The 24,387-nt window shown below is 69.1% G+C and carries 25 protein-coding genes and 1 pseudogene; 21 read left to right on the top strand and 5 right to left on the bottom strand.

All coding sequences use genetic code 11. The features are described from left to right. Window positions 1-13: 13 nt before the first annotated feature. The 7 genes from AC4D2R_RS15850 to AC4D2R_RS15880 all read left to right on the top strand — a co-directional run bounded on the left by AC4D2R_RS15850 (window position 14) and on the right by AC4D2R_RS15880 (window position 5,597). Window positions 14-1,108, top strand: a complete 1,095-nt coding sequence (locus AC4D2R_RS15850) for a histidinol-phosphate transaminase (RefSeq protein WP_490941070.1) — start codon at window positions 14-16, stop codon at window positions 1,106-1,108. Between the two features lie 91 nt (window positions 1,109-1,199). Further along, a complete protein-coding gene (hisB, locus tag AC4D2R_RS15855; RefSeq protein WP_490903754.1) occupies window positions 1,200-1,817 on the top strand; it encodes an imidazoleglycerol-phosphate dehydratase HisB in 618 nt (205 codons plus the stop codon). A 2-nt stretch (window positions 1,818-1,819) separates the two neighbouring features. Then, on the top strand, window positions 1,820-2,452 hold the full coding sequence (gene hisH / locus AC4D2R_RS15860; RefSeq protein WP_490941071.1) for an imidazole glycerol phosphate synthase subunit HisH: 633 nt from the start codon (window positions 1,820-1,822) through the stop codon (window positions 2,450-2,452). A gap of 2 nt (window positions 2,453-2,454) precedes the next feature. Further along, the gene (locus AC4D2R_RS15865) at window positions 2,455-2,610 is read left to right on the top strand and encodes a hypothetical protein (RefSeq protein ID WP_490903752.1); all 156 of its coding nucleotides are present in this window, start codon (window positions 2,455-2,457) and stop codon (window positions 2,608-2,610) included. A gap of 44 nt (window positions 2,611-2,654) precedes the next feature. After that, a complete protein-coding gene (gene priA, locus AC4D2R_RS15870; RefSeq protein WP_490941072.1) occupies window positions 2,655-3,413 on the top strand; it encodes a bifunctional 1-(5-phosphoribosyl)-5-((5-phosphoribosylamino)methylideneamino)imidazole-4-carboxamide isomerase/phosphoribosylanthranilate isomerase PriA in 759 nt (252 codons plus the stop codon). Continuing rightward, window positions 3,410-4,252 (top strand): SseB family protein, encoded by an 843-nt coding sequence (locus AC4D2R_RS15875; RefSeq protein WP_490941073.1) that lies wholly within the window; start codon window positions 3,410-3,412, stop codon window positions 4,250-4,252. The genes priA and AC4D2R_RS15875 overlap by 4 nt, the downstream gene beginning before the upstream one ends. Before the next feature lie 34 nt (window positions 4,253-4,286). Beyond that, window positions 4,287-5,597: an MFS transporter gene (locus AC4D2R_RS15880; RefSeq protein WP_490941074.1), complete on the top strand. Its 1,311-nt coding sequence runs from the start codon at window positions 4,287-4,289 to the stop codon at window positions 5,595-5,597. Between the two features lie 145 nt (window positions 5,598-5,742). Here AC4D2R_RS15880 and AC4D2R_RS15885 read toward each other — a convergent pair whose 3' ends face one another. After that, window positions 5,743-6,204: a DUF1844 domain-containing protein gene (locus AC4D2R_RS15885; protein ID WP_490903748.1), complete on the bottom strand. Its 462-nt coding sequence runs from the start codon at window positions 6,202-6,204 to the stop codon at window positions 5,743-5,745. 345 nt (window positions 6,205-6,549) lie between these two features. Here AC4D2R_RS15885 and infC point away from each other — a divergent pair, with 345 nt between their 5' ends. The 4 genes from infC (at window position 6,550) to AC4D2R_RS15905 (ending at window position 9,452) form a co-directional block, all read left to right on the top strand. Further along, window positions 6,550-7,653, top strand: a complete 1,104-nt coding sequence (gene infC, locus AC4D2R_RS15890; protein WP_490941075.1) for a translation initiation factor IF-3 — start codon at window positions 6,550-6,552, stop codon at window positions 7,651-7,653. A gap of 113 nt (window positions 7,654-7,766) precedes the next feature. Continuing rightward, on the top strand, window positions 7,767-7,961 hold the full coding sequence (rpmI, locus tag AC4D2R_RS15895) for a 50S ribosomal protein L35 (protein WP_490903746.1): 195 nt from the start codon (window positions 7,767-7,769) through the stop codon (window positions 7,959-7,961). A 90-nt stretch (window positions 7,962-8,051) separates the two neighbouring features. Beyond that, entirely contained in the window at window positions 8,052-8,492 is a 441-nt protein-coding gene (gene rplT / locus AC4D2R_RS15900; protein ID WP_490941076.1) for a 50S ribosomal protein L20, read from the top strand. A 39-nt stretch (window positions 8,493-8,531) separates the two neighbouring features. Continuing rightward, a complete protein-coding gene (locus tag AC4D2R_RS15905) occupies window positions 8,532-9,452 on the top strand; it encodes a TrmH family RNA methyltransferase (protein WP_490941077.1) in 921 nt (306 codons plus the stop codon). A 124-nt stretch (window positions 9,453-9,576) separates the two neighbouring features. Here the strand turns inward: AC4D2R_RS15905 and AC4D2R_RS15910 are convergent, their stop codons facing one another. Beyond that, a complete protein-coding gene (locus tag AC4D2R_RS15910) occupies window positions 9,577-10,797 on the bottom strand; it encodes an MFS transporter (RefSeq protein WP_490903743.1) in 1,221 nt (406 codons plus the stop codon). A gap of 234 nt (window positions 10,798-11,031) precedes the next feature. Between AC4D2R_RS15910 and AC4D2R_RS15915 the strand changes: the two genes are divergently transcribed. Next, window positions 11,032-11,277, top strand: a complete 246-nt coding sequence (locus tag AC4D2R_RS15915) for a hypothetical protein (RefSeq protein ID WP_490941078.1) — start codon at window positions 11,032-11,034, stop codon at window positions 11,275-11,277. A 40-nt stretch (window positions 11,278-11,317) separates the two neighbouring features. Then, window positions 11,318-11,827, top strand: coding sequence for a (deoxy)nucleoside triphosphate pyrophosphohydrolase (locus tag AC4D2R_RS15920; RefSeq protein WP_490941079.1), 510 nt, complete (start codon window positions 11,318-11,320; stop codon window positions 11,825-11,827). Between the two features lie 21 nt (window positions 11,828-11,848). Here AC4D2R_RS15920 and AC4D2R_RS15925 read toward each other — a convergent pair whose 3' ends face one another. Both AC4D2R_RS15925 and AC4D2R_RS15930 read right to left on the bottom strand, forming a co-directional pair. Further along, window positions 11,849-12,919: an Rv2578c family radical SAM protein gene (locus AC4D2R_RS15925; RefSeq protein WP_490941080.1), complete on the bottom strand. Its 1,071-nt coding sequence runs from the start codon at window positions 12,917-12,919 to the stop codon at window positions 11,849-11,851. A gap of 75 nt (window positions 12,920-12,994) precedes the next feature. Beyond that, on the bottom strand, window positions 12,995-13,447 hold the full coding sequence (locus AC4D2R_RS15930; RefSeq protein WP_490941081.1) for a hypothetical protein: 453 nt from the start codon (window positions 13,445-13,447) through the stop codon (window positions 12,995-12,997). A 144-nt stretch (window positions 13,448-13,591) separates the two neighbouring features. Between AC4D2R_RS15930 and pheS the strand changes: the two genes are divergently transcribed. Next, window positions 13,592-14,674, top strand: a complete 1,083-nt coding sequence (gene pheS, locus AC4D2R_RS15935; RefSeq protein WP_490903738.1) for a phenylalanine--tRNA ligase subunit alpha — start codon at window positions 13,592-13,594, stop codon at window positions 14,672-14,674. Beyond that, on the top strand, window positions 14,675-17,218 hold the full coding sequence (pheT, locus tag AC4D2R_RS15940; protein WP_490941082.1) for a phenylalanine--tRNA ligase subunit beta: 2,544 nt from the start codon (window positions 14,675-14,677) through the stop codon (window positions 17,216-17,218). Between the two features lie 86 nt (window positions 17,219-17,304). Here pheT and AC4D2R_RS15945 read toward each other — a convergent pair whose 3' ends face one another. Then, complete coding sequence (locus tag AC4D2R_RS15945) at window positions 17,305-18,270, bottom strand: quinone oxidoreductase family protein (protein WP_490941083.1); 966 nt, start codon at window positions 18,268-18,270, stop codon at window positions 17,305-17,307. Window positions 18,271-18,393: 123 nt separating this feature from the next. Here AC4D2R_RS15945 and argC point away from each other — a divergent pair, with 123 nt between their 5' ends. From argC to AC4D2R_RS15975, 6 genes and pseudogenes are all read left to right on the top strand, one after another. Next, window positions 18,394-19,425 carry an N-acetyl-gamma-glutamyl-phosphate reductase gene (gene argC / locus AC4D2R_RS15950; RefSeq protein ID WP_490941084.1) on the top strand — a complete coding sequence of 344 codons (1,032 nt, stop codon included), beginning with the start codon at window positions 18,394-18,396 and terminating at the stop codon, window positions 19,423-19,425. After that, window positions 19,422-20,591 carry a bifunctional glutamate N-acetyltransferase/amino-acid acetyltransferase ArgJ gene (gene argJ, locus AC4D2R_RS15955; RefSeq protein WP_490941085.1) on the top strand — a complete coding sequence of 390 codons (1,170 nt, stop codon included), beginning with the start codon at window positions 19,422-19,424 and terminating at the stop codon, window positions 20,589-20,591. The genes argC and argJ overlap by 4 nt, the downstream gene beginning before the upstream one ends. A 10-nt stretch (window positions 20,592-20,601) precedes the next feature. Then, window positions 20,602-21,558, top strand: coding sequence for an acetylglutamate kinase (gene argB / locus AC4D2R_RS15960; protein ID WP_490941086.1), 957 nt, complete (start codon window positions 20,602-20,604; stop codon window positions 21,556-21,558). After that, window positions 21,555-22,832, top strand: a complete 1,278-nt coding sequence (locus AC4D2R_RS15965; protein ID WP_490941087.1) for an acetylornithine transaminase — start codon at window positions 21,555-21,557, stop codon at window positions 22,830-22,832. The genes argB and AC4D2R_RS15965 overlap by 4 nt, the downstream gene beginning before the upstream one ends. Then, on the top strand, window positions 22,829-23,782 hold the full coding sequence (gene argF, locus AC4D2R_RS15970; RefSeq protein WP_490941088.1) for an ornithine carbamoyltransferase: 954 nt from the start codon (window positions 22,829-22,831) through the stop codon (window positions 23,780-23,782). Before AC4D2R_RS15965 ends, argF begins: the two co-directional genes overlap by 4 nt. Continuing rightward, a pseudogene (locus AC4D2R_RS15975) lies at window positions 23,779-24,291 on the top strand (arginine repressor); the annotation flags it as partial. The gene argF and the pseudogene AC4D2R_RS15975, both read left to right, overlap by 4 nt. Window positions 24,292-24,387: the final 96 nt, after the last annotated feature.

Consider the following 24,387-nt stretch of genomic DNA (forward strand, 5'->3'; position numbering starts at 1 on the left):
TTAAACTCGGAGGGTGACCGACCGCCTTGAGTCCCTGTCCCGCCTCCCGCTCCGAGAAAACCTCGTGGGGCTGCACCCGTACGGGGCCCCGCAGCTCGACGTCCCCATCCTGCTCAACGTCAACGAGAACACCCACGGCGTTCCCATGGATGTGCATGCGGCAATAGTCGAAGCGGTAAGCAGTGCGGCGGTGGGGCTCAACCGCTACCCGGACCGCGAGTTCTCCGAGCTCCGGGCCAATCTCGCCACATATCTCGGCCACGGACTCACGCCCGATCAGGTCTGGGCCGCGAACGGGTCGAACGAAATCCTCCAGCAGGTCCTCCAGGCCTTCGGCGGGCCCGGACGCACAGCGATCGGTTTTCCCCCCACCTACTCGATGTATCCCCTGCTCGCCGGCGCCACCGACACCCGCTATGTGACGGCGCACCGCGACGCCTCGTTCAATATCGGCGCGGAGGAGGTGGCCGATGCCGTAAGCACCACCGGGGCCAATGTGGTCTTCCTGTGCTCGCCGAACAATCCGACCGGGACCGCGCTGGGCCTCGATGTCGTCGAGGCCGCCTACGCGGCGGGGGAGGAGGCGAAAGCCATCATCATCGTTGACGAGGCCTACGCCGAGTTCGCCCATGAAGGCACTCCCAGTGCGCTCACGCTGCTCCCGGGACGGGAGCGCCTCATCGTCTCGCGCACCATGAGCAAGGCGTTCGCCCTCGCCGGAGCCCGCCTCGGCTACCTTGCCGCGGCCCCGGAGATCGCCGACGCCCTGCGCCTGGTGCGGCTTCCCTACCACCTTTCGGCCATCACGCAGGCTGCCGCCAACGCGGCCCTGACCCACGCGTCGACCCTCCTGGCGAACGTGGAGGCGATCAAGGGCCAGCGCGACCGCATCGTTTCCGAGCTCGGAGCCATGGGCCTGGCCCCTGTGCCCTCGGATGCCAACTTCGTCCTCTTCGGAGGGCTGCCGGAGCCGCGGCGGGTCTGGCAGGGGCTCCTGGAGGCGGGGGTGCTCATCCGCGACGTGGGCATTCCAAACCACCTGAGGGTCACCGCGGGGACGGAAGCCGAAACTTCGGTGTTCCTTGACGCCCTGAAACGGCTGCTTTGACCGTCGTCTCCTAGACTTGTAGGTATGTTCGCTGCCGCCGGCCACCGGCGGGCGGTGCAGTTTCGAATTTCCCCCAACACGAAGGACCGTCATGACCGTGCAGATCTCCGCCGGCCGCACTGCCCGGATTGAGCGGATCACCAGCGAATCGAGTGTCTTCGTCGAAGTGAACCTCGACGGCACCGGTGAATCCGACATCAGCACGACCGTGCCGTTCTTCGACCACATGCTCACCGCCCTCGCGAAGCACTCCCTGATCGACCTCACCGTGAAGTCAACGGGCGACACTCACATCGATGTTCACCACACGGTGGAGGACACGGCGATCGCGTTCGGCGAGGTGCTCTACGAGGCGCTGGGCACCAAGGCGGGGATCCGCCGATTCGGGGAGGCGACCGTTCCCCTGGATGAGGCCCTGGCCCATGCCGTCGTCGACATCTCCGGACGGCCCTTCCTCGTGCACGGCGGAGAACCGGCCGGCCAGGAGTACCACCTGATCGGCGGGCACTTCACCGGGTCGCTCACCCGCCATGTCTTCGAAGCCATAGCGCTCCATGCCCGGATCTGCCTCCACCTCAATGTGCTTGCCGGAAGGGATCCGCACCACATCGTCGAAGCGCAGTTCAAGGCGTTCGCCCGCGCACTGCGGGCCGCAATCGAAACCGATCCCCGGGTCACCGGGATTCCCTCAACGAAAGGCGCGTTGTAACAGTGTCCAAGGTGACAGTGCTTGACTACGGCTCGGGCAACGTCCGGTCGGTGGTGCGCGCCCTCGAAAGGGTCGGCGCGGAGGTTACCCTCAGCGCCAAGGCCGACGACGTACTGAACGCCGACGGCCTCCTCGTGCCTGGCGTTGGCGCGTTCGCAGCCGTCATGAAGGGGCTCAAGGACGTCGACGCCCTGAGGATGATCGGCCGGCGCGTCGCGGGAGGCCGTCCGGTCCTTGGCATCTGCGTGGGGCTGCAGATCCTCTTCGACGAGGGCGTCGAGCATGGTGTGCGTACCCCCGGAATGGGGGAATGGCCGGGAAACGTCGAGCGGCTCAAGGCCGAAGTCGTCCCGCACATGGGCTGGAACACGGTCCGGCCACCCGCCGGGTCGGGCCTGTTCGACGGCATTGAAGACGAACGCTTCTACTTCGTCCACTCCTACGGCGTGCAGCGGTGGGACTTTGAGGTGACGCAGCCGGACATGCGGCCGCCGCAGGTGACATGGGCCGACCACGGCGGAGAGTTCATCGCCGCCGTCGAAAACGGGCCCCTGAGCGCCACCCAGTTCCACCCCGAGAAATCCGGCGACGCCGGGGCGCAGCTGCTGAGCAACTGGACCAAGGGACTCCGGTAGCCGTGCTCAGCGTCCTCATGATGGGTCTGGCCGGTCTGCTGATCGGCGGCGCCATCTCCTTCCGGAGCCAGGGCCTGCCCAAAGCCCTCAGCATCAGTTTCTGGGTCCTCGCGGGCATGGCCCTGGTCGGCGCCTACCTCTTCACCCTGCCCGGATGACCCGACCGCAACCCCTCTCCCGATAAGCCCGTCGAAAGAAGAAAATGAGCCCCTTCACCGAGACTCCCAGCCTCGAACTCCTTCCCGCAGTGGACGTCGCCGACGGTCAGGCCGTGCGCCTGGTCCAGGGGGAGGCGGGCAGTGAAACCAGCTACGGTGATCCGCTCGACGCGGCCATGGCCTGGCAGGACGCCGGCGCCGAATGGGTTCACCTGGTGGACCTCGACGCCGCCTTCGGGCGCGGCTCGAACGCCGCGCTGCTCGAGCGCGTGGTGCGCAAGCTCGACGTGAGGGTTGAACTGTCAGGCGGAATCCGCGACGACCGTTCCCTCGAATCGGCCTTGGAGCTCGGCGCCGAACGCGTCAACCTCGGAACCGCCGCACTCGAGAACCCGGAGTGGGCCGCAAGCGCGATCGCACGGTACGGCGACGCGATCGCCGTCGGCCTCGACGTGCGCGGCACCACCCTTGCCGCCCGCGGCTGGACCCAAGAGGGCGGCGACCTCTGGGAGGTCCTGGAGCGGCTCGAGGACGCCGGATGCGCGCGGTACGTGGTGACGGACGTGACGAAGGACGGAACCCTCCGCGGGCCGAACGTCGAACTGCTCCAGCAGGTGCTCGAGCGGACCTCGCGCCCTGTCGTAGCCTCCGGCGGAATCTCAAGCCTCGACGACCTCGCCGTCCTGCGCCAGCTCGTGCCCAGCGGGCTTGAGGGAGCCATCGTCGGCAAGGCGCTCTACGCCGGCGCCTTCACCCTTCCCGAGGCGCTCGACGTCGCGGGACGCCCGGAACCCCGCGGGTGACAGGGAGGGAGCTCCCGGCGCATATCGCCGCCGCCCTCGCCGGCAACCTCACGGATTCAGCCGGCAGGCCGTGGGCCGGCCGCGACCTCTCCGGCGGGGGCAACCCGCTGCACAACTTCGACGCCGACGACGGCACCGCTGCTCCGGCCTACACGGCCGCGGTCCAGGCCCTGCTGGAGGGCTCCGGCACTGAAGAAGACGTGGTTGCGGCGCTCGGATCGGTGCGGGTCTTCATTCCCATCGTCGCCCAGCTCGCCGAGGCCGCCGCGGGGGTTGGGGGAGTAGTTTCGGACAAGGCAGCAGATATGGCCCTTGTCACGCTGAAGGCCCCCGGCGGGCGGACGGCGCTTCCGGTGTTCAGCTCGAACGCGGCGCTCCAGGCATGGCATCCCGAGGCCCGCCCCGTGGCGGCCTACGCCGCACGCGCGGCGCTTGCGGCGGTGGCGGAAAACGTCGAACTGCTCGTCATCGATCCCGGTGCCGATTTCACGTTCGTTGTGCGCCGACCGGCGATGTGGGCGCTGGCCCAGCAGACGCGGTGGATCCCGTCCTACCGCGACCCTGCGCTCACAGGCGTGGTCTCCTCGGTCAGCGCCGGGGAGGATGACATCCTCGAGGTCCGCCTCGGTGCAGGCTCCGGCGTCGCGGCGCGGGCGGCGGACGGTAGGCTTGCCTCCGGCGGCGGAACTGGCCCCGAGCTGCGCATGGAGGTCCGCCTGAAGGCGGGACTGTCGCCGACCGCAGTGAGGGATCTGGTCGGACGGCTGCGCGCTTCACTTTCAACACGGAGAGAATTCGTTGAGCGGGTCGACTCGCTCGAAATCAAGATAATCAGCTGAACGCGCGGGAAACCCGCGGAGAGAGAATACGCCTGTGAACTTCGCTGTCTACCGCGAGCTGCTTCGAATAGTCCCGGTCCGCAGGCTCCTGCTCGTCGGCATGATCGCGCGGTTCCCTCACTCGGCGGCCGGGGTGCTGCTCACCCTCCACGTCGTCCAGACCCTCGACCGCGGCTATGCCGCCGCCGGTGCGGTTGCCGCCCTCGTCACGATCGGCATCGCCGTCGGCGCCCCCTGGCGGGGGCGGCGCGTGGACCGGGTGGGCCTGCGCCGCGCACTGATTCCCTCAATCATCGCCGAAGCGGTGATCTGGTCGATCGCCCCGCGCCTGCCCTACGAATGGCTGCTGCTCGCCGCCCTGGTGGGAGGGCTGTTCACCCTTCCGGTGTTCTCGGTGGTCCGGCAGTCCCTCGGCGTGCTCGTCGAGGGAAAGGCACGGCGCACCGCATTCACCCTCGATGCGATAGCCACGGAAACCATCTTCATGGTTGGCCCGGCGACCGGCATCGTTCTCGCAACCCAGGTCTCAACGGTTCTCGGGCTGACCCTTATCGGGTTCGCCACCGCCGCCGCAGGGCTGATGCTCATGGCATTCAATCCACCGACGCGCACCGGCCAGCCCGGCGCACTGCCCGCCCCCACCGAGGCGGAGGACACGGCGCTGGCGGTTGAAGCAGTGGTTTCCTCGGCGCCCGCCCACGTCAATGAGGCCTCGGCGGAGCTCTTGACCCGGGAAGGCCGGTCCGTGGGCACGAGGATGCGCGGAAAGCTCAGCGCAGGCTTCCCCTGGCTCACGGTCCCGCTGGCCGTCGTCATGGCGGTCGCCGCGGCGGCCGGACTCGCCCTCTCCGGCACTGAGGTCGGAATCATCGCGACCCTCGAGCAGACGGGCAAGGATAACCAGATCGGCCTCGTCTTCGCCGCCTGGTGTGCGGCATCGATTCTCGGCGGGCTCCTCTACGGTGCCCTCCATAAACCCATCTCCCCGATGCTCCTCCTGCTGGGCATGGGAGTGCTGACCATCCCGATGGGCTTCGCCGAGGACACACTGTCCCTCTGCCTGCTCTCGTTGGCTCCCGGCCTGCTGTGCGCCCCCGTGCTGTCCGCCGCATCGGAGAAGGTGGCGGAACTGGTGCCCGAGAAGCGCAGGGGAGAGGCGATGGGCTGGTACGGCTCGGCCCTGACCTCCGGCGTGGCCGTCGGTGCGCCGCTGGCGGGACTGCTCATCGACACTGTCGGGCCCTGGGGAGGATTCGCCGCAGTCGGCGGCGTCGCAGGGCTCATCGGCGTTGCCGGAATCGCCGCCCAGCGGGTCCGCCGGCGCCGGGTGGATTCCCGCCGCTAGCACCGGACCGGGCCTCAAAAAGCCGGGACGGGCGGCGCCCACCGGGCCCGAGGCCGGAGTTTCACACCGCTGGCAGCGGCCAGGGCCCAAGAAGCCCGGACGGGCGGTGCCGGCCGGGCTTCTCGGTGCTGGGCGACATGGTGGACTAGTTGACCGGGCCGGTGAACTTCTCGCCGGGGCCCTTGCCCGGCGCATCCTGGATCTGCGAGGCTTCGCGGAAGGCGAGCTGCAGCGACCGCAGGCCGTCACGCAAGGGGCCTGCGTGCTGGCTGCCGATTTCGGGGGCGGCCGCCGTCACGAACCCTGCAAGGGCGGTGATCAGTTTGCGGGCCTCGTCGAGGTCCTTCAGTTCCTCGGCGTCGTCGCCGGCTGCAAGACCACACTTGACGGCCGCGGCGCTCATGAGGTGCACGGCCGAGGTGGTGATTACCTCAACCGCCGCGACTTCCGCGATGTCGCGCATCTGCTGGTTCACTTCGGCTGCGGCATCCGCCGCTTCGCGGGGTGCTGATTCTTCGACGAAACTGCGTCGCAGCGACGACGGAAGATCGCCGGCGTGCTGCTCTCCGGTGGAGGCGGCTGACGGATTGCTGTCTGGGCTGTTCATACTGGTAAGCTTGTCACAGACCGACTGAACGCCGTTACTCTTCCTGCCCTTGGCGGGTATGGGAAAAGACACGTTCGGTATGCAAGCGGAGTCCTCTCCCACCCGCGATTGCCTGGTGCTTCCGATGAAGCGCTTCAGGCAGCCGGGTTTGGTCGGTGCAGGCGCTGACAGCGCCGGAGTCACCCGGTTCAGCGACCGGGCGGCGCCCCAGCACTGATTTCCCGAGGCCTTCGATTGCTCATGCAATTGGAGGCCTTCTTCTGTTGCAGGGGTCCTCGACCTTAGAGAAATCAGGAGCTACACATTAGCGAGCCAAGAATCAATGATCGTATCCGCGTCTCCGAGGTGCGGCTGGTCGGACCTGCCGGCGAACAGGTGGGGATCGTCCGTATTGAGGACGCACTTCGACTTGCAGCCGAGTCCGACCTGGATCTTGTTGAGGTAGCGCCGCAGGCCAAGCCGCCCGTCGCCAAGCTCATGGATTTTGGTAAGTACAAGTACGAAGCCGCGATGAAGGCGCGCGAGGCGCGCAAGAACCAGACCTACACGGTCCTCAAGGAAATCCGCTTCCGGCTAAAGATCGACACCCACGACTACGAGACCAAGCGTGGCCACGCGATCCGTTTCCTTGGCGCAGGTGACAAGGTCAAGGCGATGATCCAGTTCCGCGGACGTGAACAGCAGCGGCCCGAGATGGGTATCCGGCTGCTCCAGCGCTTCGCCGAAGACGTTGCCGAGGTTGGCGTCGTCGAGTCGTCCCCGCGCATCGACGGGCGCAACATGGTGATGGTCATCGGCCCGGTCAAGAACAAGGCTGAAGCAAAGGCCGAAGCCCGCCGGGCAACGCAGCGCGCCGACGCGAAAGCCGCCAACGAGGCAGCGAAGTCCGGCGGAGGCGAAGCACGCGTTGATGTTTCAGGTGCAAGCGGCGCTCCGCTGACCCAGAGCCTTGCCGACCTGCTTCCCGAGGGATACTCGATCACCGGCAGCGAGACTGCGCCGGCCGAGGAATCGGCACCGAGTGTCGAAGCTCCCGCGGAGCCGAAGGCCGAGCAGGCACAGACGGCGCCGGCCGAGCAGGCACCTGCCGTGCAGGCACCTGCCGCCGCGCCCGACGCGAAGGAAGCCGCGCCGAAGGCCGCACCGAAGACCGCCGCCCCGAAGGCAGCAGCTTCGAAGCCGGCAAGCGAACCGGCAGCCAAGCCGGTCACCGCCCCCGCCGCCGCCCCGAAGGCGGCAGCACCGGCACCGGCAGCCAAGCCGGCCGCCGCGCCAAGCCCGGCCGCAGTGAAGCCTGCTGCCGCACCCAAGCCTGCAGCTGCTCCCAAGCCTGCTGCTACGCCCAAGCCGATGGCGGCGCCCAAGCCTGCCGCGGTGCCTAAGCCAGCCGGAAGGACGGCTCCCGCGAAGAGCCCGTCGAGCCGGCCAAAGCCTGGAAGTTCCGAGTAGGAGCCTCCCAGCTCTTGGGATCCCATCGGGTGACCAAGTAAAACCACAGGTGCTTCCGGGCGCCGTCACACCGCTGACAACCGTCTGCGGCTACCAAAAGGAGATCGGTTCGCATGCCGAAGATGAAGACCCACAGTGGCGCCAAGAAGCGCTTCAAGCTGACCGGAAGCGGCAAGCTGAAGCGCCAGCAGGCAAACCGCCGCCACTACCTTGAGCACAAGTCCTCGACGCTGACCCGCCGCCTTGCCGGCGACAAGATCGTTTCGAAGGCCGACACCAAGGTCATCAAGAAGATGCTCGGCGTCTAAGACCACACCAACCTTTCCGGGAAAGCGCCCCTATCCGGGGGAGAGCTGCGGCTCAGGCCGTGCCGGATGAACTACTGAAGGAGTACGCACGTGGCACGTGTGAAGCGGGCGGTAAACGCCCACAAAAAGCGTCGGGTTATTCTTGAGCGCGCAAAGGGCTACCGCGGGCAGCGTTCGCGCCTGTACCGCAAGGCCAAAGAGCAGCTGCTGCACTCGTTTGTGTACAGCTACGGCGACCGCCGCAAGCGCAAGGGCGACTTCCGCCGCCTGTGGATCCAGCGCATCAACGCTGCATCCCGCGCCAACGGGCTCACCTACAACCGCCTGATCCAGGGCCTGAAGGCCGCAGAGATCCAGGTTGACCGGCGCATGCTCGCCGACCTCGCCGTCACCGACGGCGCCGCGTTCGCAACGCTGGTCCGCCTCGCCAAGGAAGCACTGCCCGCCGACACCTCGGCGCCGGCAGCAGCCCAGGCACCGGTGGCCAAGGCTCCCCGGGCCTCCAAGGCCAAGGCCGCAGCGAAGGCCTAGGTTTCCGTTGCCGGCCCGCCGGCAGGAGCCTGAAATTTCATGACTGTATCCGGACGCCCCGAGACAGCGCCGATGTCCAATCCCCGAGCAGATCGGGTGAAGGAGGTTGCGCGGCTCGCGGGGCGTCCGGCGCGTTTAAAGCGCCGGCAGTTCCTCGCCGAGGGGCCGCAGGCCGTACGCGAGGCGCTGCGCGCCCACACCTCGCACCGGGCGGACGGCGGGCCGCCCGTCGTCCTTGAGCTTTACGCAACCCCGGCCGCCGTCGAACGCCACCCGGACATCGCGGAGCTGACCGGCTCCTCCGGGCAGCCCGATGCGCGCCTGGTCACCGACGAAGTGCTCGCCGCAATGTCATCGACCGTCACTCCGCAGGGGTGGATCGCCGTCTGCTCCTTCCTCGACGTCCCCCTCGAGGCGGTGCTGGAGCGCAGTCCTGCGCTGGTCGCTGTCCTGGTCGAGGTGCGCGACCCCGGGAATGCGGGGACGATCCTGCGGGGCGCCGATTCGGCGGGAGCCGACGCGGTGATCCTCACCGCCTCAAGCGTCGACCTTTACAACCCGAAGACCGTCCGCTCCACCGCGGGCTCCCTGTTCCACCTGCCGGTGGTTCTCGGGGCGGAGCCCGGACTCCTGCTTCAAGCGCTGAAGGCGCGGTCGGTCGCCGTCCTTGCCGCCGACGGGTACGGAACCGTTGATCTCGATGCCCTCCAGGACGAAAGCGCCGCCCGCCGGCTCCTGCCCGGGACTGCTGCGGCAGGGCCCGACGGTGCCGGCGCCCGGCTCGAGGACCCGACGGCATGGCTCTTCGGCAACGAAGCGCAGGGCCTGCCCGGGGAACTCACCGGGGCCGCCGACCACAGGGTGGCCGTTCCGGTGTACGGCAAAGCCGAAAGCCTCAACGTGGGAACCGCGGCAACCGTCTGCCTCTACGCATCGGCCCGCGCCCAGCGCCGCTCCTGACGCCGGCGCTGCCGACCCTTCACCTCGAGCCCCGCCCGTCGTCCGGCACTGCCCATCCAGCCCCGCCGAAGCGCAGGCTCCAGCCTTTTTCCGGCAGGCCGGCCCGGCGCCCGACCGCGGTACGTCAGGCGACGGGCTGCAGCTCCCGCGCCGCGGTGCTCCGGCGGGCATCGATCCTGCCACTCATGAGTGCGACAAAGAGCCCCACCGCGGCGAGGCCGGCGCCCACCAGCGCGGGAGCGGTGAACCCCCACCCCGCGGCGATGACGACGCCGCCCACGGCGGCGCCAAGGGCATTGGCGATGTTCAGTGCTGCATGGTTGAGCGACGATGCGAGCGACGGGGCCCCGGGGGAGACATCCAACAGCCGCGTCTGAAGCGACGGGATCAGCGATGCGCCGCTGGCGCCGACAAGGAACACGAACAGGAAGGCCGTCGGGGCCCAGCCCACCGCCAGCGGGAACAGCAGGAGGACAACGATGATGACGCCCATCACCCAGTAGATGCTCCCGAGGACGGAGCGGTCGGCGATGCGGCCGCCCACAACGTTCCCAACGAGCATGCCCACACCGTAGAGGGCCACGACGATCGGCAGGACGCCCACGGGCAGCCCGGTGACCTCGGTGATGGTGGGGGAGATGTACGAGTAGACGGCAAAGAAGCCGCCGAAGCCGACCGTGCCGATCAGGAGCGTCATCCAGACCTGGGAGCGGCGGAGCGCGCTGAGTTCACTGCGGATGCTCGCATCGGGGTGAACCTCCTGCAGGGGCACGAACCGCAGGATCAGCAGGAGCGTGGCGAACCCGATGACCCCGACAAGCAGGAACATGGTGCGCCACCCGAACTGCTGGCCGAGCCAGGTGGCGAACGGCACTCCCACGACATTGGCGACGCTCAGCCCCACCATGACCATTGAAATGGCCCATGCCCTCCTCGTGGGCTTGGCCAGTGACGCGGCGATGACCGCCGCAACACCGAAATACGCGCCGTGGGGGAGCCCGGAAAGGAAGCGGGACAGAAGCAGCCAGCCGTAGCCGGCGGCAAAAAACGAGGAGAGGTTCCCCACCGTGAAGAGCACCATGAGCCACAGGGCCATCGTGCGTTGGGGCCTGCGGGCACCAAGCGTTGCGAGGATCGGCGCACCCACCACGACGCCGAGCGCGTAGGCGGAGACAACATGCCCGCCCTCGGTGTAGCTGATCCGCAGGTCGTTCACCATCTCCTGAAGCAGGCCCATGATGGCGAACTCGGTGGTGCCGATACCGAAACCACCCACCGCCAGGGCGGTGATGGCCAGGGACAGCTGGCGGGGCGTGAGGACAAGAGGACGCTGGGAGGCAGCCATTAACTTCTTTCGGCGTAGGGAGGTGTGCCGCCGGCGGCAGCACACGACGCCTTTGTCCACTGCAAGTCTACGGGGCCGCCTCGACCGCAGCGGCGCCAACCCTGCAGAATGCCCACCGTCCGCCCTCCCACTTTCGTGCCCGCCCACTTCCGTGCCTGCCGAATCCCTGCCTGCCACACCCGCGTCCCGAATCCGTGCATGGCCAAAGCGGCGCCGATCTGATTGGCTTAGGTAATGGGCTGGTTTTCTCGCAAGTTGCAGTTACCGCAGAGTGAGCACCTGCGGGAGGACATCAACGTTCCCGAGCCCGGCGCCGACGCCGCTGGAGAGTTCTCCGAGGAGGCCTACACCTCCACGCAGCTCAATGCCGGGCAGCGCGTCCCGGGTGTGAGCCCGCACGGGGAATACCGGCACGAGCTGAACCCCGAGCACTTCGACGAGCCCGGGGACGGACGGCTGGTCCATCCGGAGGAGAGCTGACCGGTCCGGCTCCGGTCCACCGGCTGGATACACTTCTGCGGTGACTCCAAGCGAAACTTCTCCCGCCCTGCGCCAGATCGTCGGAGCGGCTGTCGTCGATTCCCTCTCCCGGCCCTCCCTGCTCCTCGTCGCGCGCCGCACCGCCCCCGAGCAGTTCGCCGGGATGTGGGAGTTCCCCGGCGGCAAGGTCGAATCCGGGGAAGCCGTCACCGACGCCCTGCACCGGGAACTGCTCGAAGAGCTCGGGATCACCGTCCGGCTCGGCGCCGAAGTGGCCGGCCCGCTTCCCGCCGGCTGGCCGCTCAACGCCGGAGCGGCAATGCGTGTCTGGTTCGCCGAGGTGGCTGACGGTACGGCACAGCCCCTCCAGGACCATGACGAACTGCGCTGGGTGTCCCTGGGCGACGCCGGCGCCCTCGATGAACTGCCGTGGATTCCGGCCGACCGCCCGATCGTCGATGCCCTGCGCGTCGTCGTCGGCCGCGGCCGCGGCCTCGGCCTCGGACCGCTCGCACCCTCGCTCCCGCAGGGCGGGCCCGGAAAAGCGTAGGCGGGGCGAGAAACGACGGGCTTAGAAGAGCGTAGGCTCCGGCGTTTCCCGGTGCTGGGGTCGGCCCGGAGCCGGCCGGTCCTGGGCTGCTGTTCCGGTTTCCGTCTCCGCCGGTGAGAGGTTGCGGAAGAATCCGGCCCCGGAGGGAATCCCGTGGAGCTTCCGGAAATGCTTGACCCTCCCCGCAAGCCACTGCCGGTAGTCCTTCGACGCGTAGGAGCCGCCCGCGTAGAGGGTGCGGTACCGCGGAACCAGCGCCGGGTGGTTGGCGGAGAGCCACTTCAGGAACCATTCCCGCGCACCGGGACGCAGGTGCAGGGCCCCGGCCGACACTCCCGTTGCCCCGGCGGCCGCGAGGGCCGAGAACAGTGCGTCGAGGGCTTCGTCGCTGTCGGTAAGCCAGGGCAGGATCGGCATGGCCATCACACCGCACGGCAGCCCCGCATCCCGCAGCCGGCTGATCAGCGCAAGGCGTGCCTTCGGCGCCGGCGTCCCGGGTTCGACCGCCTCAGCCAGCGCAGGGTCCATGAGAGCCAGGGAAATGCCGGTCCCCACCTCCACCGACGACGCCGCGCTGATGAGCAGCGGAAGGTCCCGCGCCAGGAGGGTTCCCTTGGTCAGCACCGAGAACGGGGTCCCGGAGTCCGCCAGGGCCGTGATGATCCCCGGCATCAGGCGGTAGCGCCCCTCAGCCCGCTGGTAGGGGTCGGTGTTCGTCCCCATCGCCACATGCTCGCGCTTCCACGACGGCCGGGCGAGCTCCCGTCGCAGGACCTCGGGGGCGTTGATCTTGACCACCAGCTGGGAATCGAAGTCGAGGCCCGCGTCGAGGTTCAGGTAGCTGTGGGTATTGCGGGCAAAGCAGTAGACGCATGCATGGGAACATCCCCGGTACGGGTTGATCGTCCAGCCGAAGGGCATTCCCGAGGTGCTTGGCACCCGGTTCAGGACGGACTTCGAAGCCACCTCGTGGAAGGTGATGCCCGCGAACTCGGGCGTACGGACCGTCCGGACCAACCCGGACAGCGGCAGCAGGGCGTCGGAGCCGGTGGCCGGCAGGGCCTGCTTAGTCTTCTGTGCATCCCAGCGCATAGTTGAATTAGAACATACGTTCTAAGAAAATACACCGTGGCCGGTATTCCCCCGTGGTGCACCAGCAGCGCTGATTCAGGTGCCGGTCTTCCGGCGCCTCCGGGCACGTGCTGCGCTCCGCAGCCCCCGGACCGGCCGCTCAAGGTAACCGCCCGTGCCCAGGCCCGCGTTGCGCTCGAACACGTTGCGCGAGGCAGGGTCCCCGGTGCGCAGCAGCGACCAGAGGACGGCGGCAAAATAGAGGGGCAGGAACGGCAGGCCGCAGCAGGCGGCGTACTGCCTGCTGTGCCGGGCCTCGTGGGCGAGCAGCGACCCGCTCGCACGGGGGAGCCGGCCGCGCACGAAGACGACATTGCCGACCGTGAACGCCCGCGCGAGCGGCAACCGCCCGGTGTATCCCTCGGCGAGGATGAGCCGCATCGGCCCTTCGGAGACGGTGCAGCGCTTCAGCCGCGCCAGGAGGAGTCCGCAGGGAGTCGACAGGTTGACCCAGTTCAGGGCCCGCACCACTGCCTCGCCGGAGCTCATGCGGTCATCCTAGCCGCCGTTCAACTAGACTGGCTATGCCGGAAGCAGCAGCGCAGCGCCGCCGCTCCCGGCTCTTCCACGAACGGCTCCGCAGTGTTCCTGCGTCCGCCGGACCCGCAACGAGAGTGCTAGGTAAGCATCCGAATGTCTGATTCTCCACAGCAGTCCGGGGCCGAAGGCCCCGGCGCAGGGATTCCCGACCCGCTCGACGCAGCCGCCGTGACGGCCGCCGTCGAGCGTGCGCTCGCCGATATCCAGGGCGCCCCGGACCTCGAATCCCTCAAGGCCGTCCGCATCGCCCACACCGGTGAAAAGTCTGCCCTCAGCCTGGCCAACCGGGGGATCGGTGCCCTCGCCAAGGACCAGAAGGCCGCCGCCGGCAAGAACATCGGCCCGGCGCGGGGCAGGATCAATTCCGCCCTCGCCGCGCGCACCGCCGAGCTTGAGGCCGAGCGCGACGCCCGCATCCTTGTCGAGGAGGCCGTCGACGTCACGGCCGCCCCCAGGCGGCGCGCCGCCGGTGCCCGCCACCCCCTCTCCACCCTCCAGGACCGCGTCATCGACGTTTTCGTTGGAATGGGCTGGGAGATCGCCGAAGGGCCCGAACTTGAATCCGAGTGGTTCAACTTCGATGCGCTGAACTTCAAGCCGGACCACCCGGCACGCGAAATGCAGGACACGTTCTTCGTTGAGCCGCCCAGTGCCCACCTCGTGCTGCGCACCCACACCTCGCCGGTGCAGGTCCGCTCGATGCTCGAGCGCGACGTGCCCATCTACGTGCTGTGTCCGGGCAAGGTGTTCCGCACCGATGAGCTCGACGCGACCCACACTCCCGTCTTCCACCAGTTCGAGGGCCTGGCCATCGACAAGGGGCTGACCATGGCGGACCTCGTCGGGACACTGGAACACTTCACCCGGCAGATCTTCGGCGACGAGGCCAAGGTGCGCCTGCGGCCCAACTACTTCCCGTTCACCGAGCCGAGCGCGGAACTGGACATCTGGCACCCGGGCGCCAAGGGCGGCGCCCAATGGATTGAATGGGGCGGCTGCGGCATGGTCAACCCCAACGTCCTGCGCGCCGCGGGGATCGACCCCGAGGTCTACTCGGGATTTGCCTTCGGCATGGGCATCGAGCGCGCCCTCATGTTCCGCAATGAGGTAAGCGACATGCGCGACATCATCGAAGGCGATGTCCGGTTCAGCCAGCACTTCGGGATGGAGATCTAAATGAGAGTCCCCCTTTCATGGCTGCGCGAATACGCCGCGGTGCCTGCTGAAGCAACTGCAGAGAACGTGATGGCCGACCTTGTCACGGTCGGCCTCGAGGAAGAAGCGGTCCACCGGCCCACCGACGAGCTCAAGGGCCCGATCGTCGTGGGCCGGGTCCTCAGCATCGTCAAGGAGCCGCAGTCCAACGGCAAGACGATCAACTGGTGCCAGGTGCAGGTGGTGCCAGACGGCGCCGCGCAGGCGCTCTCCGGAGAAGGCATCGACCCAACCGGTGTCCAGGGCATAGTCTGCGGCGCCCACAACTTCGCCGAGGGCGACAAGGTCGTTGTGACCCTTCCCGGAGCCGTCCTCCCCGGGAACTTCGCCATCAGCCCCCGGAAGACCTACGGGCACGTCTCCGCCGGCATGATCGCCTCGGTCCGCGAACTCGGAATCGGCGACGACCACGACGGCATCCTCGTCCTTTCCACCCTCGGGCTCGACCCGGAGGTCGGATCCGACGCGATGGAACTCCTCGGGCTGTACGACGAGGCCGCCGAGATCAACGTGACGCCCGACCGCGGCTACTGCTTCTCCATCCGCGGTGTCGCCCGCGAATACGCTCACGCCACCGGAACGAAGTTCATCGACCCGGCCGGCACGGTCACCGTTCCGGAGTCCCAGGGCGCCGGATACCCGGTGCGCCTCGAGGATTCCGCGCCCATCTACGGCAAGGACGGCTGCGACCGCTTCGTTGCCCGGACCGTCCGCGGAGTGGACCCCACGCGGCCGACCCCGCCCTGGATGAGCGCCCGGCTGCGCCTCGCCGGAATCCGCTCCATCTCCCTTGTCGTCGACATTTCGAACTACGTCATGCTCGAACTGGGCCAGCCGCTCCACTTCTACGACCTCGACCGCCTCTCCGGTGAAATCGTTGTCCGCAGGGCCGGAGCAGGGGAAAAACTCACAACCCTTGACGGCAAGGACCGCGCGCTCGACCCGGGCGATCTGCTGATCACCGACGCATCCGGCCCCATCGGCATCGCCGGGGTCATGGGAGGAGCCTCGACCGAGGTGTCCGCGGCAACCGCGAACGTCCTGATCGAATCGGCGCACTTCGAGGAGGTCAGCATCGGCCGCACGCGCCGGCGCCACCGGCTTCCCTCCGAGGCCTCCAAGCGCTTCGAGCGCGGAGTCGACTGGAACGTCGCCGACATCGCGGCGCAGCGCGCCGTGGAGCTCATCACCGCCCTCGCCGGAGGAACTGCCGACACCGCAGCCACCGACGTCGGCACCCCGCCCGCACCCGTCACGATCGAGCTGCCCGCGGATTTCCCCGCGCGCCTGATCGGCGTCGACTTCACCGCGGACCAGATCACGGGCGCCCTCGAAGACATCGGGGCGGCCGTCGACTCCGCACCCGCCGGGTACACCGTGACCGTGCCCAGCTGGCGGCCCGACCTCGAAACCCGGGAGGACCTCACCGAGGAAATCATCCGCCTCGTGGGCTACGACAAGATCCCTTCGACGCTCCCGACGGCGCCTCCGGGACGCGGACTCACCCGCGTCCAGCAGCAGCGCCGGCGGCTCCTCAACGCCCTCGCGGCGTCGGGGATGACCGAGGTGCTCTCCTACCCGTTCGTCAGCAAGGCAGGCAACGACCTGTTCGGCTCGCCCGACGCCGAGCGGCCCGCGCCGGCGGTCAAGCTGGCCAACCCGCTGAGCGCGGAACTGGGATACCTGCGCACGTCGGTGCTGCCCGGGCTCATTGAACTGGCCAAACGGAACCTCTCGCGCGGGTTCCGTGACCTCGCCCTGTTCGAAGCCGGCCTGGTGTTCCTGCCGTCCGAGACCATGGGAAGCGAGAGCATCCCGCCGCTGGGCGTCCGGCCCTCCGATGAGGTGCTCGACGGTCTGTACGAGGGCATTCCCCACCAGCCCCTGATCTTCGCCGCGCTGTACACCGGCAACGAGGCTCCGCCCTCACCGGGCTACGCGCCGCGTGCCTGGGACTGGGCGGACGCCGTGGGGACGGCGCGCCTGATGGGGGAGGTCCTCGGGGTCGACCTCGTGGTGGAGCAGGGGCTGCACCAGGCCTTCCATCCCGGGCGCACCGCGCTGCTGCGACTGCGCACCGGCGAGGTTGTCGGGTACGCCGGGGAGCTTCACCCGCAGGTGACGGCTGCCCAGGACCTGCCGCCGCGGACCGTCGCCCTGGAGGTGAACGCCGACCTGCTGTTCGAGGCCGCCGCCGACGTCATCGTCGCCCGCCCGCTCTCGACCTTCCCGGCAACCACCCAGGACGTGGCGCTCGTCGTCGACGCCGACCTTGCGTCATCGGAGGTGCTTGAGGCCCTGCGCAGCGGTGCCGGAGATCTGCTCGAGGACGTGAGCCTGTTCGATGAGTACTCCGGCCAGGGCATCGAGGCGGGCAGGAAATCACTCGCGTTCGCGCTGCGGTTCCGGGCCCCCGACCGCACCCTGACAGCGGAGGAGGCAAGCGCGGCGCGCGACGCCGCAACCCGGCTCGCCGCCGAACGGTTCGGCGCGGTTCAACGCTGACGGCGCGGCCCGACGGGCAAAGGGAAGGGCAGGCGGTCTACGGCCTGCCCTTCCCTTTTCACCCGGTCGCTTGTTCGCCGGTCCGGTCAGGGCAGGAGCAGCACCTTGCCCGTGGTGCGGCGGGCCTGGAGCTGCTCGTGCGCACTGCCGGCGTCGGCGAGCGCGACACGGGAGCCGATGCGCACGTCGAGGGCGCCGGTGGCCACCGCCCCGAACAGCTCCTCGGCCCGCCAGCGCCGTTCCGCGGCGTCCTGCAGGTAGTGGGCCAGTGTGGGCCGGGTGAGGAACAGCGACCCTCCGCTGTTGAGGCGCTGCGGATCGACCGGGGCCACCGGGCCGGAGGCGGCGCCGAAGAGCACAAGGGTTCCGCGCACGCGCAGGCTCCTGAGCGACCCGTCGAAGGTCGCCGCGCCAACGCCGTCGTAGACAACGTCAACCCCCGCGCCGTCGGTCAGGCCGCGCACCGCTTCGGCGAACCCGCCGTACCGCAGCACTTCGTCGGCGCCGGCGGCACGGGCCAGGGATTCCTTCTCGGCGGAGGAAACGGTGGTGATGACCCGTGCGCCCTTGGCCTTGAGGAGCTGGATCAGCAAAAGACCCACCCCACCCGCCCCGGCGTGGGTCAGCACGGTGTGCCCGGCCTCGACGCGGAAGGTGGAATTGATCAGGTAGTGGGCAGTCATTCCCTGAAGCGGAACAGCGGCGGCGGTTTCAAGGTCGACGCCGTCGGGAACCCGAAGGGCCTTCACCTCATCGACGAGCGCGAACTCGGCGTACGTCCCGATGCCCTCCGCGAAAGCCACACGGTCGCCGACAGCGAAGTCGCCGACCTCCGCGCCGACCTCCACCACCACTCCCGCCGCCTCCGCTCCGGGGGTGAACGGGAGGTTTATCGCATAGATGCCGCTGCGCTGATAGGTCTCGATGAAATTGACCCCTGCGGCGGCGACCTCGACCAGGAGCTGGGAGCCGCCCGGCACCGGGCGCGCAACCTCGGCCATCCGGAGGACCTCCGGGCCGCCCGGCTGCTCAACGACGATGGCTTGTGGCATGATCGGTTCTCCATTCCTCGGGGTAGGTTCCCCATGCTAGGGCCGCCGGTAGGGAACGGCATCCCCGAACCGCGTGTGCATAGTTATGTGGATATGTGAATAATATTCAGCTAGGGTTGGGGAATGAGCATCTCAGTAGCCGTTTCCGGAGCCAGTGGATACGCCGGCGGGGAGCTGCTGCGCCTCCTTGCCTCCCACCCGGACGCCGAAGTCGGAGCCGTCACCGCGCACAGCAACGCCGGGGAGCGCCTCGGCAGCCTCCAGCCGCACCTCCACGCGCTCGCCGACCGGGTGCTCGAGGAAACCTCGGTGGAAGCGCTCTCCGGCCACGACGTCGTGTTCCTCGCCCTGCCGCACGGCGCGAGCGCCGATCTCGCCGCGCAGCTGCCCGGCGACACCCTCGTCATCGACGCCGGTGCCGACCACCGGCTCGAGAGCCCCGAAGCGTGGGAGAAGTTCTACGGGTCCGCCCACGCCGGCACCTGGCCGTACGGCCTGCCCGAACTCCCCGGTGCCCGGGAGAAACTCCGCGGAGCCCGCCGCATCGCGGTTCCGGGTTGCTATCCGACGAGCGTCCTGCTCGCCCTCGCCCCCGGGTTCTCGGCAGGCCTGCTCGAGCCCGACGACGTCGTTGTGGTTTCGGCCTCCGGCGCCTCAGGCGCAGGCAAGTCTGCCAAGGCGCACCTGCTCGGCTCGGAGGTCATGGGCGGAATGAGCCCCTATGGCGTGGGCGGGCTACACCGCCACACCCCGGAGATCGAACAGGGCCTCGGCGCCGTGGCGGGGGAAGCGGTAAGCGTTTCCTTCACCCCCACCCTCGCCCCCATGGCCCGCGGCATCCTCACCACGGCCACCGCCCGGGTTCGCGCGGGAACGACGGCGGCGCAGCTCCGCGAAGCCTGGCACAACGCCTACGACACCGAACCTTTCGTCAGGCTCCTTCCCGAGGGCCAGTGGCCCACCACCAAGGCCGTCCTCGGCTCCAACCACGTGAACCTGCAGCTCGCCTACGACGACCACGCGGGGCGGGTGATCGTCACCGCCGTCATCGACAACCTCACCAAGGGCACCGCCGGCGGCGCAGTCCAGTCAATGAACATCGCCCTCGGACTCGACGAGTCGGCAGGCCTCACCTTCCAAGGAACCGCGCCATGAGCATCACCACACCCGGCGGATTCCGGGCCGCCGGAACCGCCGCAGGCATCAAGGCCTCGGGCGGCCCGGACCTGGCCCTGGTCGTCAATGACGGGCCCCTGCTCAACGCGGCGGCGGTGTTCACCTCCAACCGCGTGGCCGCTGCTCCCGTCCACTGGTCGCGCCAGGTGGTCGCTGACGGGCGGGTCGACGCCGTCGTGCTCAACTCCGGCGGCGCCAACGCCTGCACGGGCCCCGAAGGCTTCCAGAACACCCACACGACCGCGGAGGTCACCGCCGACCTGCTTGGCATCTCGGCAACCGACGTGTTCGTCTGCTCCACCGGGCTGATCGGCGAGCAGCTGCCCATGGACAAACTCCTTGGAGGGGTCGCAGCCGCCGCCGGGACGCTCAGCTCGGCCGGCGGAGGGGCGGCGGCCGAGGCGATCATGACCACCGACTCGGTCTCCAAGCAGGCCCGCTACCCGTCCTCGCCCGACAGCGCCAGCGAGGGATACTCCATCGGCGGCATGGCCAAGGGTGCAGGCATGCTGGCCCCGGGCCTTGCCACGATGCTCGTCGTCCTCACCACCGACGCCGTGCTGCCCCCGCAGGGGCTCGACGCCGCGCTGCGCGACGCGGTGCGGGTCAGCTTCGACCGCACCGACGCCGACGGGTGCATGTCAACCAACGACACCGTGGTGCTGCTCACCTCGGGCGCCAGCGGGATCGAGCCCGACCCGGAGCAGTTCACGGCGGCCCTGACCGGCGTCTGCCTCGACCTCGCCGCGCAGCTGATTGACGACGCCGAAGGGGCAAGCCACACCATCGCCATCACCACGATCAACGCCGCCTCCGAAAAGGACGCCGAGACGGTGGGCAGGGCTGTGGCCCGATCGAACCTCTTCAAGACCGCGATCTTCGGCAACGACCCGAACTGGGGGCGGGTTCTCGCCGCCGTGGGAACCACCGACGCCGCCTTCGAACCGGACCGGCTCAACGTGTCGATGAACGGTGTCCAGATCTGCCGCGGCGGGGCGATCGGGGACCCCAGGGAGCTCGTCGACCTCACGGGGCGCGACGTGTCCGTCGAGATCGACCTCGCCGCGGGCACCGCGGAGGCAACGATCTGGACCAACGACCTCACTCACGCATACGTGACCGAAAACTCCGCCTACTCGAGCTGACCGGACCCCCATGACCTCTCCAACACTTCCACCGGCCGCCACGGCCCAGGACAAGGCCGAAACCCTCATCGAGGCACTGCCGTGGATCCAGCGCTTCGCCGGCACGACGATGGTCATCAAGTACGGCGGAAACGCGATGATCAACGACGACCTGCGGCGTGCCTTCGCCGAAGACATCGTCTTCCTGCACCACGTCGGCATCCGCCCCGTCGTCGTGCACGGGGGAGGGCCGCAGATCAGCGCGATGCTCAAGCGCCTGGGCATCGACTCCGATTTCCAGGGCGGCCTGCGCGTCACCACCCCCGAGGCGATGGACGTGGTGCGCATGGTCCTCACCGGCTCGGTGGGCCGCGAACTCGTCGGCCTCATCAACGCCCACGGACCCTACGCCGTCGGACTCTCCGGGGAAGACGGGGGCCTCCTGCGCGCCGCCCGCACCGGCACGGTGGTGAACGGCGAGGAGGTCGACCTCGGGCTTGTCGGCGAGGTGACCGGGGTCAACCCGGGCGCCATCCTCGACATCCTCCAGGCCGGGCGCATCCCCGTTATTTCGACGGTGGCACCGGAGGTCGACTCCGCCGGGGAGGGCACCGGCCAGGTGCTCAACGTGAACGCCGACACCGCCGCCGCAGCCCTCGCCGAGGCCCTGGGAGCGTCAAAGCTCGTGATCCTGACCGACGTCGAGGGCCTTTATGCGCGCTGGCCCGACAAGGACTCCCTGATCTCCTCCCTCACCGCGGCCGAACTGCGCACCATGCTGCCCTCGCTCCAGGCCGGCATGATCCCGAAGATGGCAGCCTGCCTGAAAGCCGTCGACGGGGGAGTCGACCGCGCCCACATCGTCGACGGCCGCCTTGCCCACTCGATGCTCCTTGAAACCTTCACCACGGCGGGTATCGGCACTCAGGTGGTCCCCGACCACCGTCCGCTGCCGGCGGTCCCTTCGCCGAACGGTGGCACGGCATGAGCCCGGGAACGCCGGTGCCGGAAGCCGGAACCGCCGGGGCCGAGTTCCTGAGCAGCCTCGCACCGGCCGGCACGTCCTCCGAGGCCTGGCTCACCCGGTACGGTTCGTCGCTCCTCGGCGTGTTCGGCACCCCGCAGCGGGTCCTGGTGAAGGGAGAGGGCTGCAACGTCTGGGACGCCGACGACAGGCAGTACCTCGACCTGCTCGGCGGCATCGCCGTCAACACCCTCGGCCACGCCCACCCGTTCCTCACGGCGGTCATCACCGCCCAGCTCTCAACCCTCGGCCACATCTCCAATTTCTTCACCAGCCCCGCCCAGGTGGCCCTGGCGGAGAAACTGCTTGCGCTTGCCGCGGCGCCGGCCGGATCGAAGGTGTTCTTCACGAACTCCGGCGCCGAGGCCATCGAGGCGGCCCTCAAACTCGCACGCCGGAACAGCTCGCCGAAGCGCAACCGCATCCTCGCTCTCGAGGGGGCCTTTCACGGCCGCACCATGGGGGCTCTGGCCCTTACCTGGAAAAAGGCCTACCGGGAACCCTTCGAACCGCTGCCCGGCGGCGTCGAGCATGTGCCCTTCGGCGACATCGAGGCGCTCGTCGAAGCCATCGACGAGACCGTTGCGGCAGTGTTCCTCGAACCCCTCCAAGGGGAGTCAGGGGTGCATCCGCTGCCCGCCGGGTACCTGCCGCGGGCCCGTGAGGCGACCCTGCGGCACGGAGCCCTGCTCATCGTCGACGAAGTGCAGACCGGCGTCGGCCGCACCGGCGCCTGGTTCGCCCACGCCGAGGGGCCCGACGCCATCGTGCCCGACGCGGTGACGCTGGCCAAGGGCCTTGGTGGCGGGTTCCCCATCGGGGCGTTGCTGACCTTCGGGCCCGCAGCGTCCGGCCTGCTGACCGCGGGCCAGCACGGAAGCACCTTCGGCGGCAACCCCGTCGCCACCGCCGCAGGGCTGGCGACGCTGCACACCCTCGAGACGACCGATGCGCTGAAGAACGTGCGCGAGGTCGGAGACCGGCTCCGCGCCGGCATCGCCGCCCTGCCCGGGGTGGCGGAGGTCCGCGGCAGGGGCCTGCTCATCGGCATCGACCTCGACGGCGACTACGCCCCCGCGGCGGTGGGGGCGGCACTCGACGCCGGATTCATCATCAACAGCCCCGGCCCCCGGACCCTCCGGCTCGCCCCGCCGCTGATCCTCACCCCCGACCAGGCCCGGTCCTTCCTCGAGGCACTGCCCGCCATCCTTCAGCAAGCGCAAGGAGCACCAGCATGACGCGCCACTTCCTGGTCGACACCGACCTCACCCCGGGGGAGCAGGCAGATATCCTCGACCTGGCGCTCGCCCTGAAAAAGGATCCCTACGCCGAGGCACCCCTCGCCGCGGGCGCGGCCGGCCGGAAAACCGTTGCCGTCATCTTCGACAAGACCTCCACCCGCACCCGGATCTCGTTCGCCGCAGGCATCGCCGACCTTGGCGGTGTGCCGCTGATCATCGGCGCGGGAGAATCCCAGCTCGGGCACAAGGAGTCGATCTCCGACACGGCGAGGGTGCTGGAGCGGATGGTCGCAGCAGTCGTCTGGCGCACCTACGCCCAGTCCGGGCTTGAGGAGATGGCAGCCGGCTCCACCGTTCCGGTGATCAACGCCCTCTCCGACGACTACCACCCGTGCCAGCTGCTGGCCGACCTGATGACCGTCCGCGAACACAAGGGAGCACTGGCAGGGCTCACCCTGAGCTACCTCGGCGACGCCGCGAACAACATGGCCAATTCCTACCTCCTCGCCGGCGTGACCGCTGGAATGCACGTGCGGATCGCCGGCCCGGCGGGGCACCTTCCCGAGGAGCGGATCGTGGCCGCCGCCGTACGCCGTGCCGAGGAAACCGGAGGGTCGGTCCTCGTCACAACCGACCCCGCCCAGGCGCTGGCCGGGGCCGACGTGGTTGCCACCGACACCTGGGTCTCGATGGGCCAGGAGGACGAGAAGGAACAGCGGCTGGCGCTGTTCCGTCCCTACGCCGTCGACGGCGCCGCCCTGGCCCTCGCCGCCCCTGACGCCGTCGTCCTTCACTGCCTGCCTGCCTACCGCGGCTACGAGATCTCCGCCGACGTCATTGACGGCCCGCAGTCCGTTGTCTGGGACGAGGCGGAGAACAGGCTCCACGCCCAGAAGGCGCTGCTCGTGTGGCTGCTGCGCGCCTCGGCTCCGGCGGGCACGCCATGACCGTGCAGCGCGACGGGTCGCGGCCGGCGACGAAGACAGCCCGCCAGGCGCAGATCACGGCCCTGCTCACGGCGCGGTCGGTCCGCTCGCAGGCCGAGCTCGCGGCGCTGCTCGCCGCCGACGGGGTGCAGGTGACCCAGGCGACGCTTTCCCGGGACCTCGTCGAGCTCGGCGCCGTGCGCGTCCGCGGAAAGGACGGCGCACTTGTCTACGCCGTTCCGGGGGAGGGCGGGGGCAGGGCACCACAGACCGGGCTCACCCAGGAGATCCTCGATGCGAGGCTGGGCCGGCTGTGCGCCGAACTGCTCGTCACCGCCGAGGCGTCGGCGAACATCGTCATCCTCCGCACTCCGCCGGGCGCCGCGAACTTCCTCGCCCTGGCGATCGACCACTCCATCATGCCCTCGGTCCTTGGCAGCATCGCCGGCGATGACACGGTCATGATCGTCACCCGGGACCCCAACGGGGGAGCCGCGGTCGCCGAGCGCTTCCTGAACTTCGCCCAGGACCCGCTGAGCGGTGCCGAACCGCTCCTCGTGCCGGGCCCGCCCGGCCCGACGCGCGATGCTTCACCCGAGACCTCTTCACCCGAGAACCCGTCGCCG

The sequence above is a fragment of the Arthrobacter sp. TJ-217 genome (genome assembly GCF_058269255.1).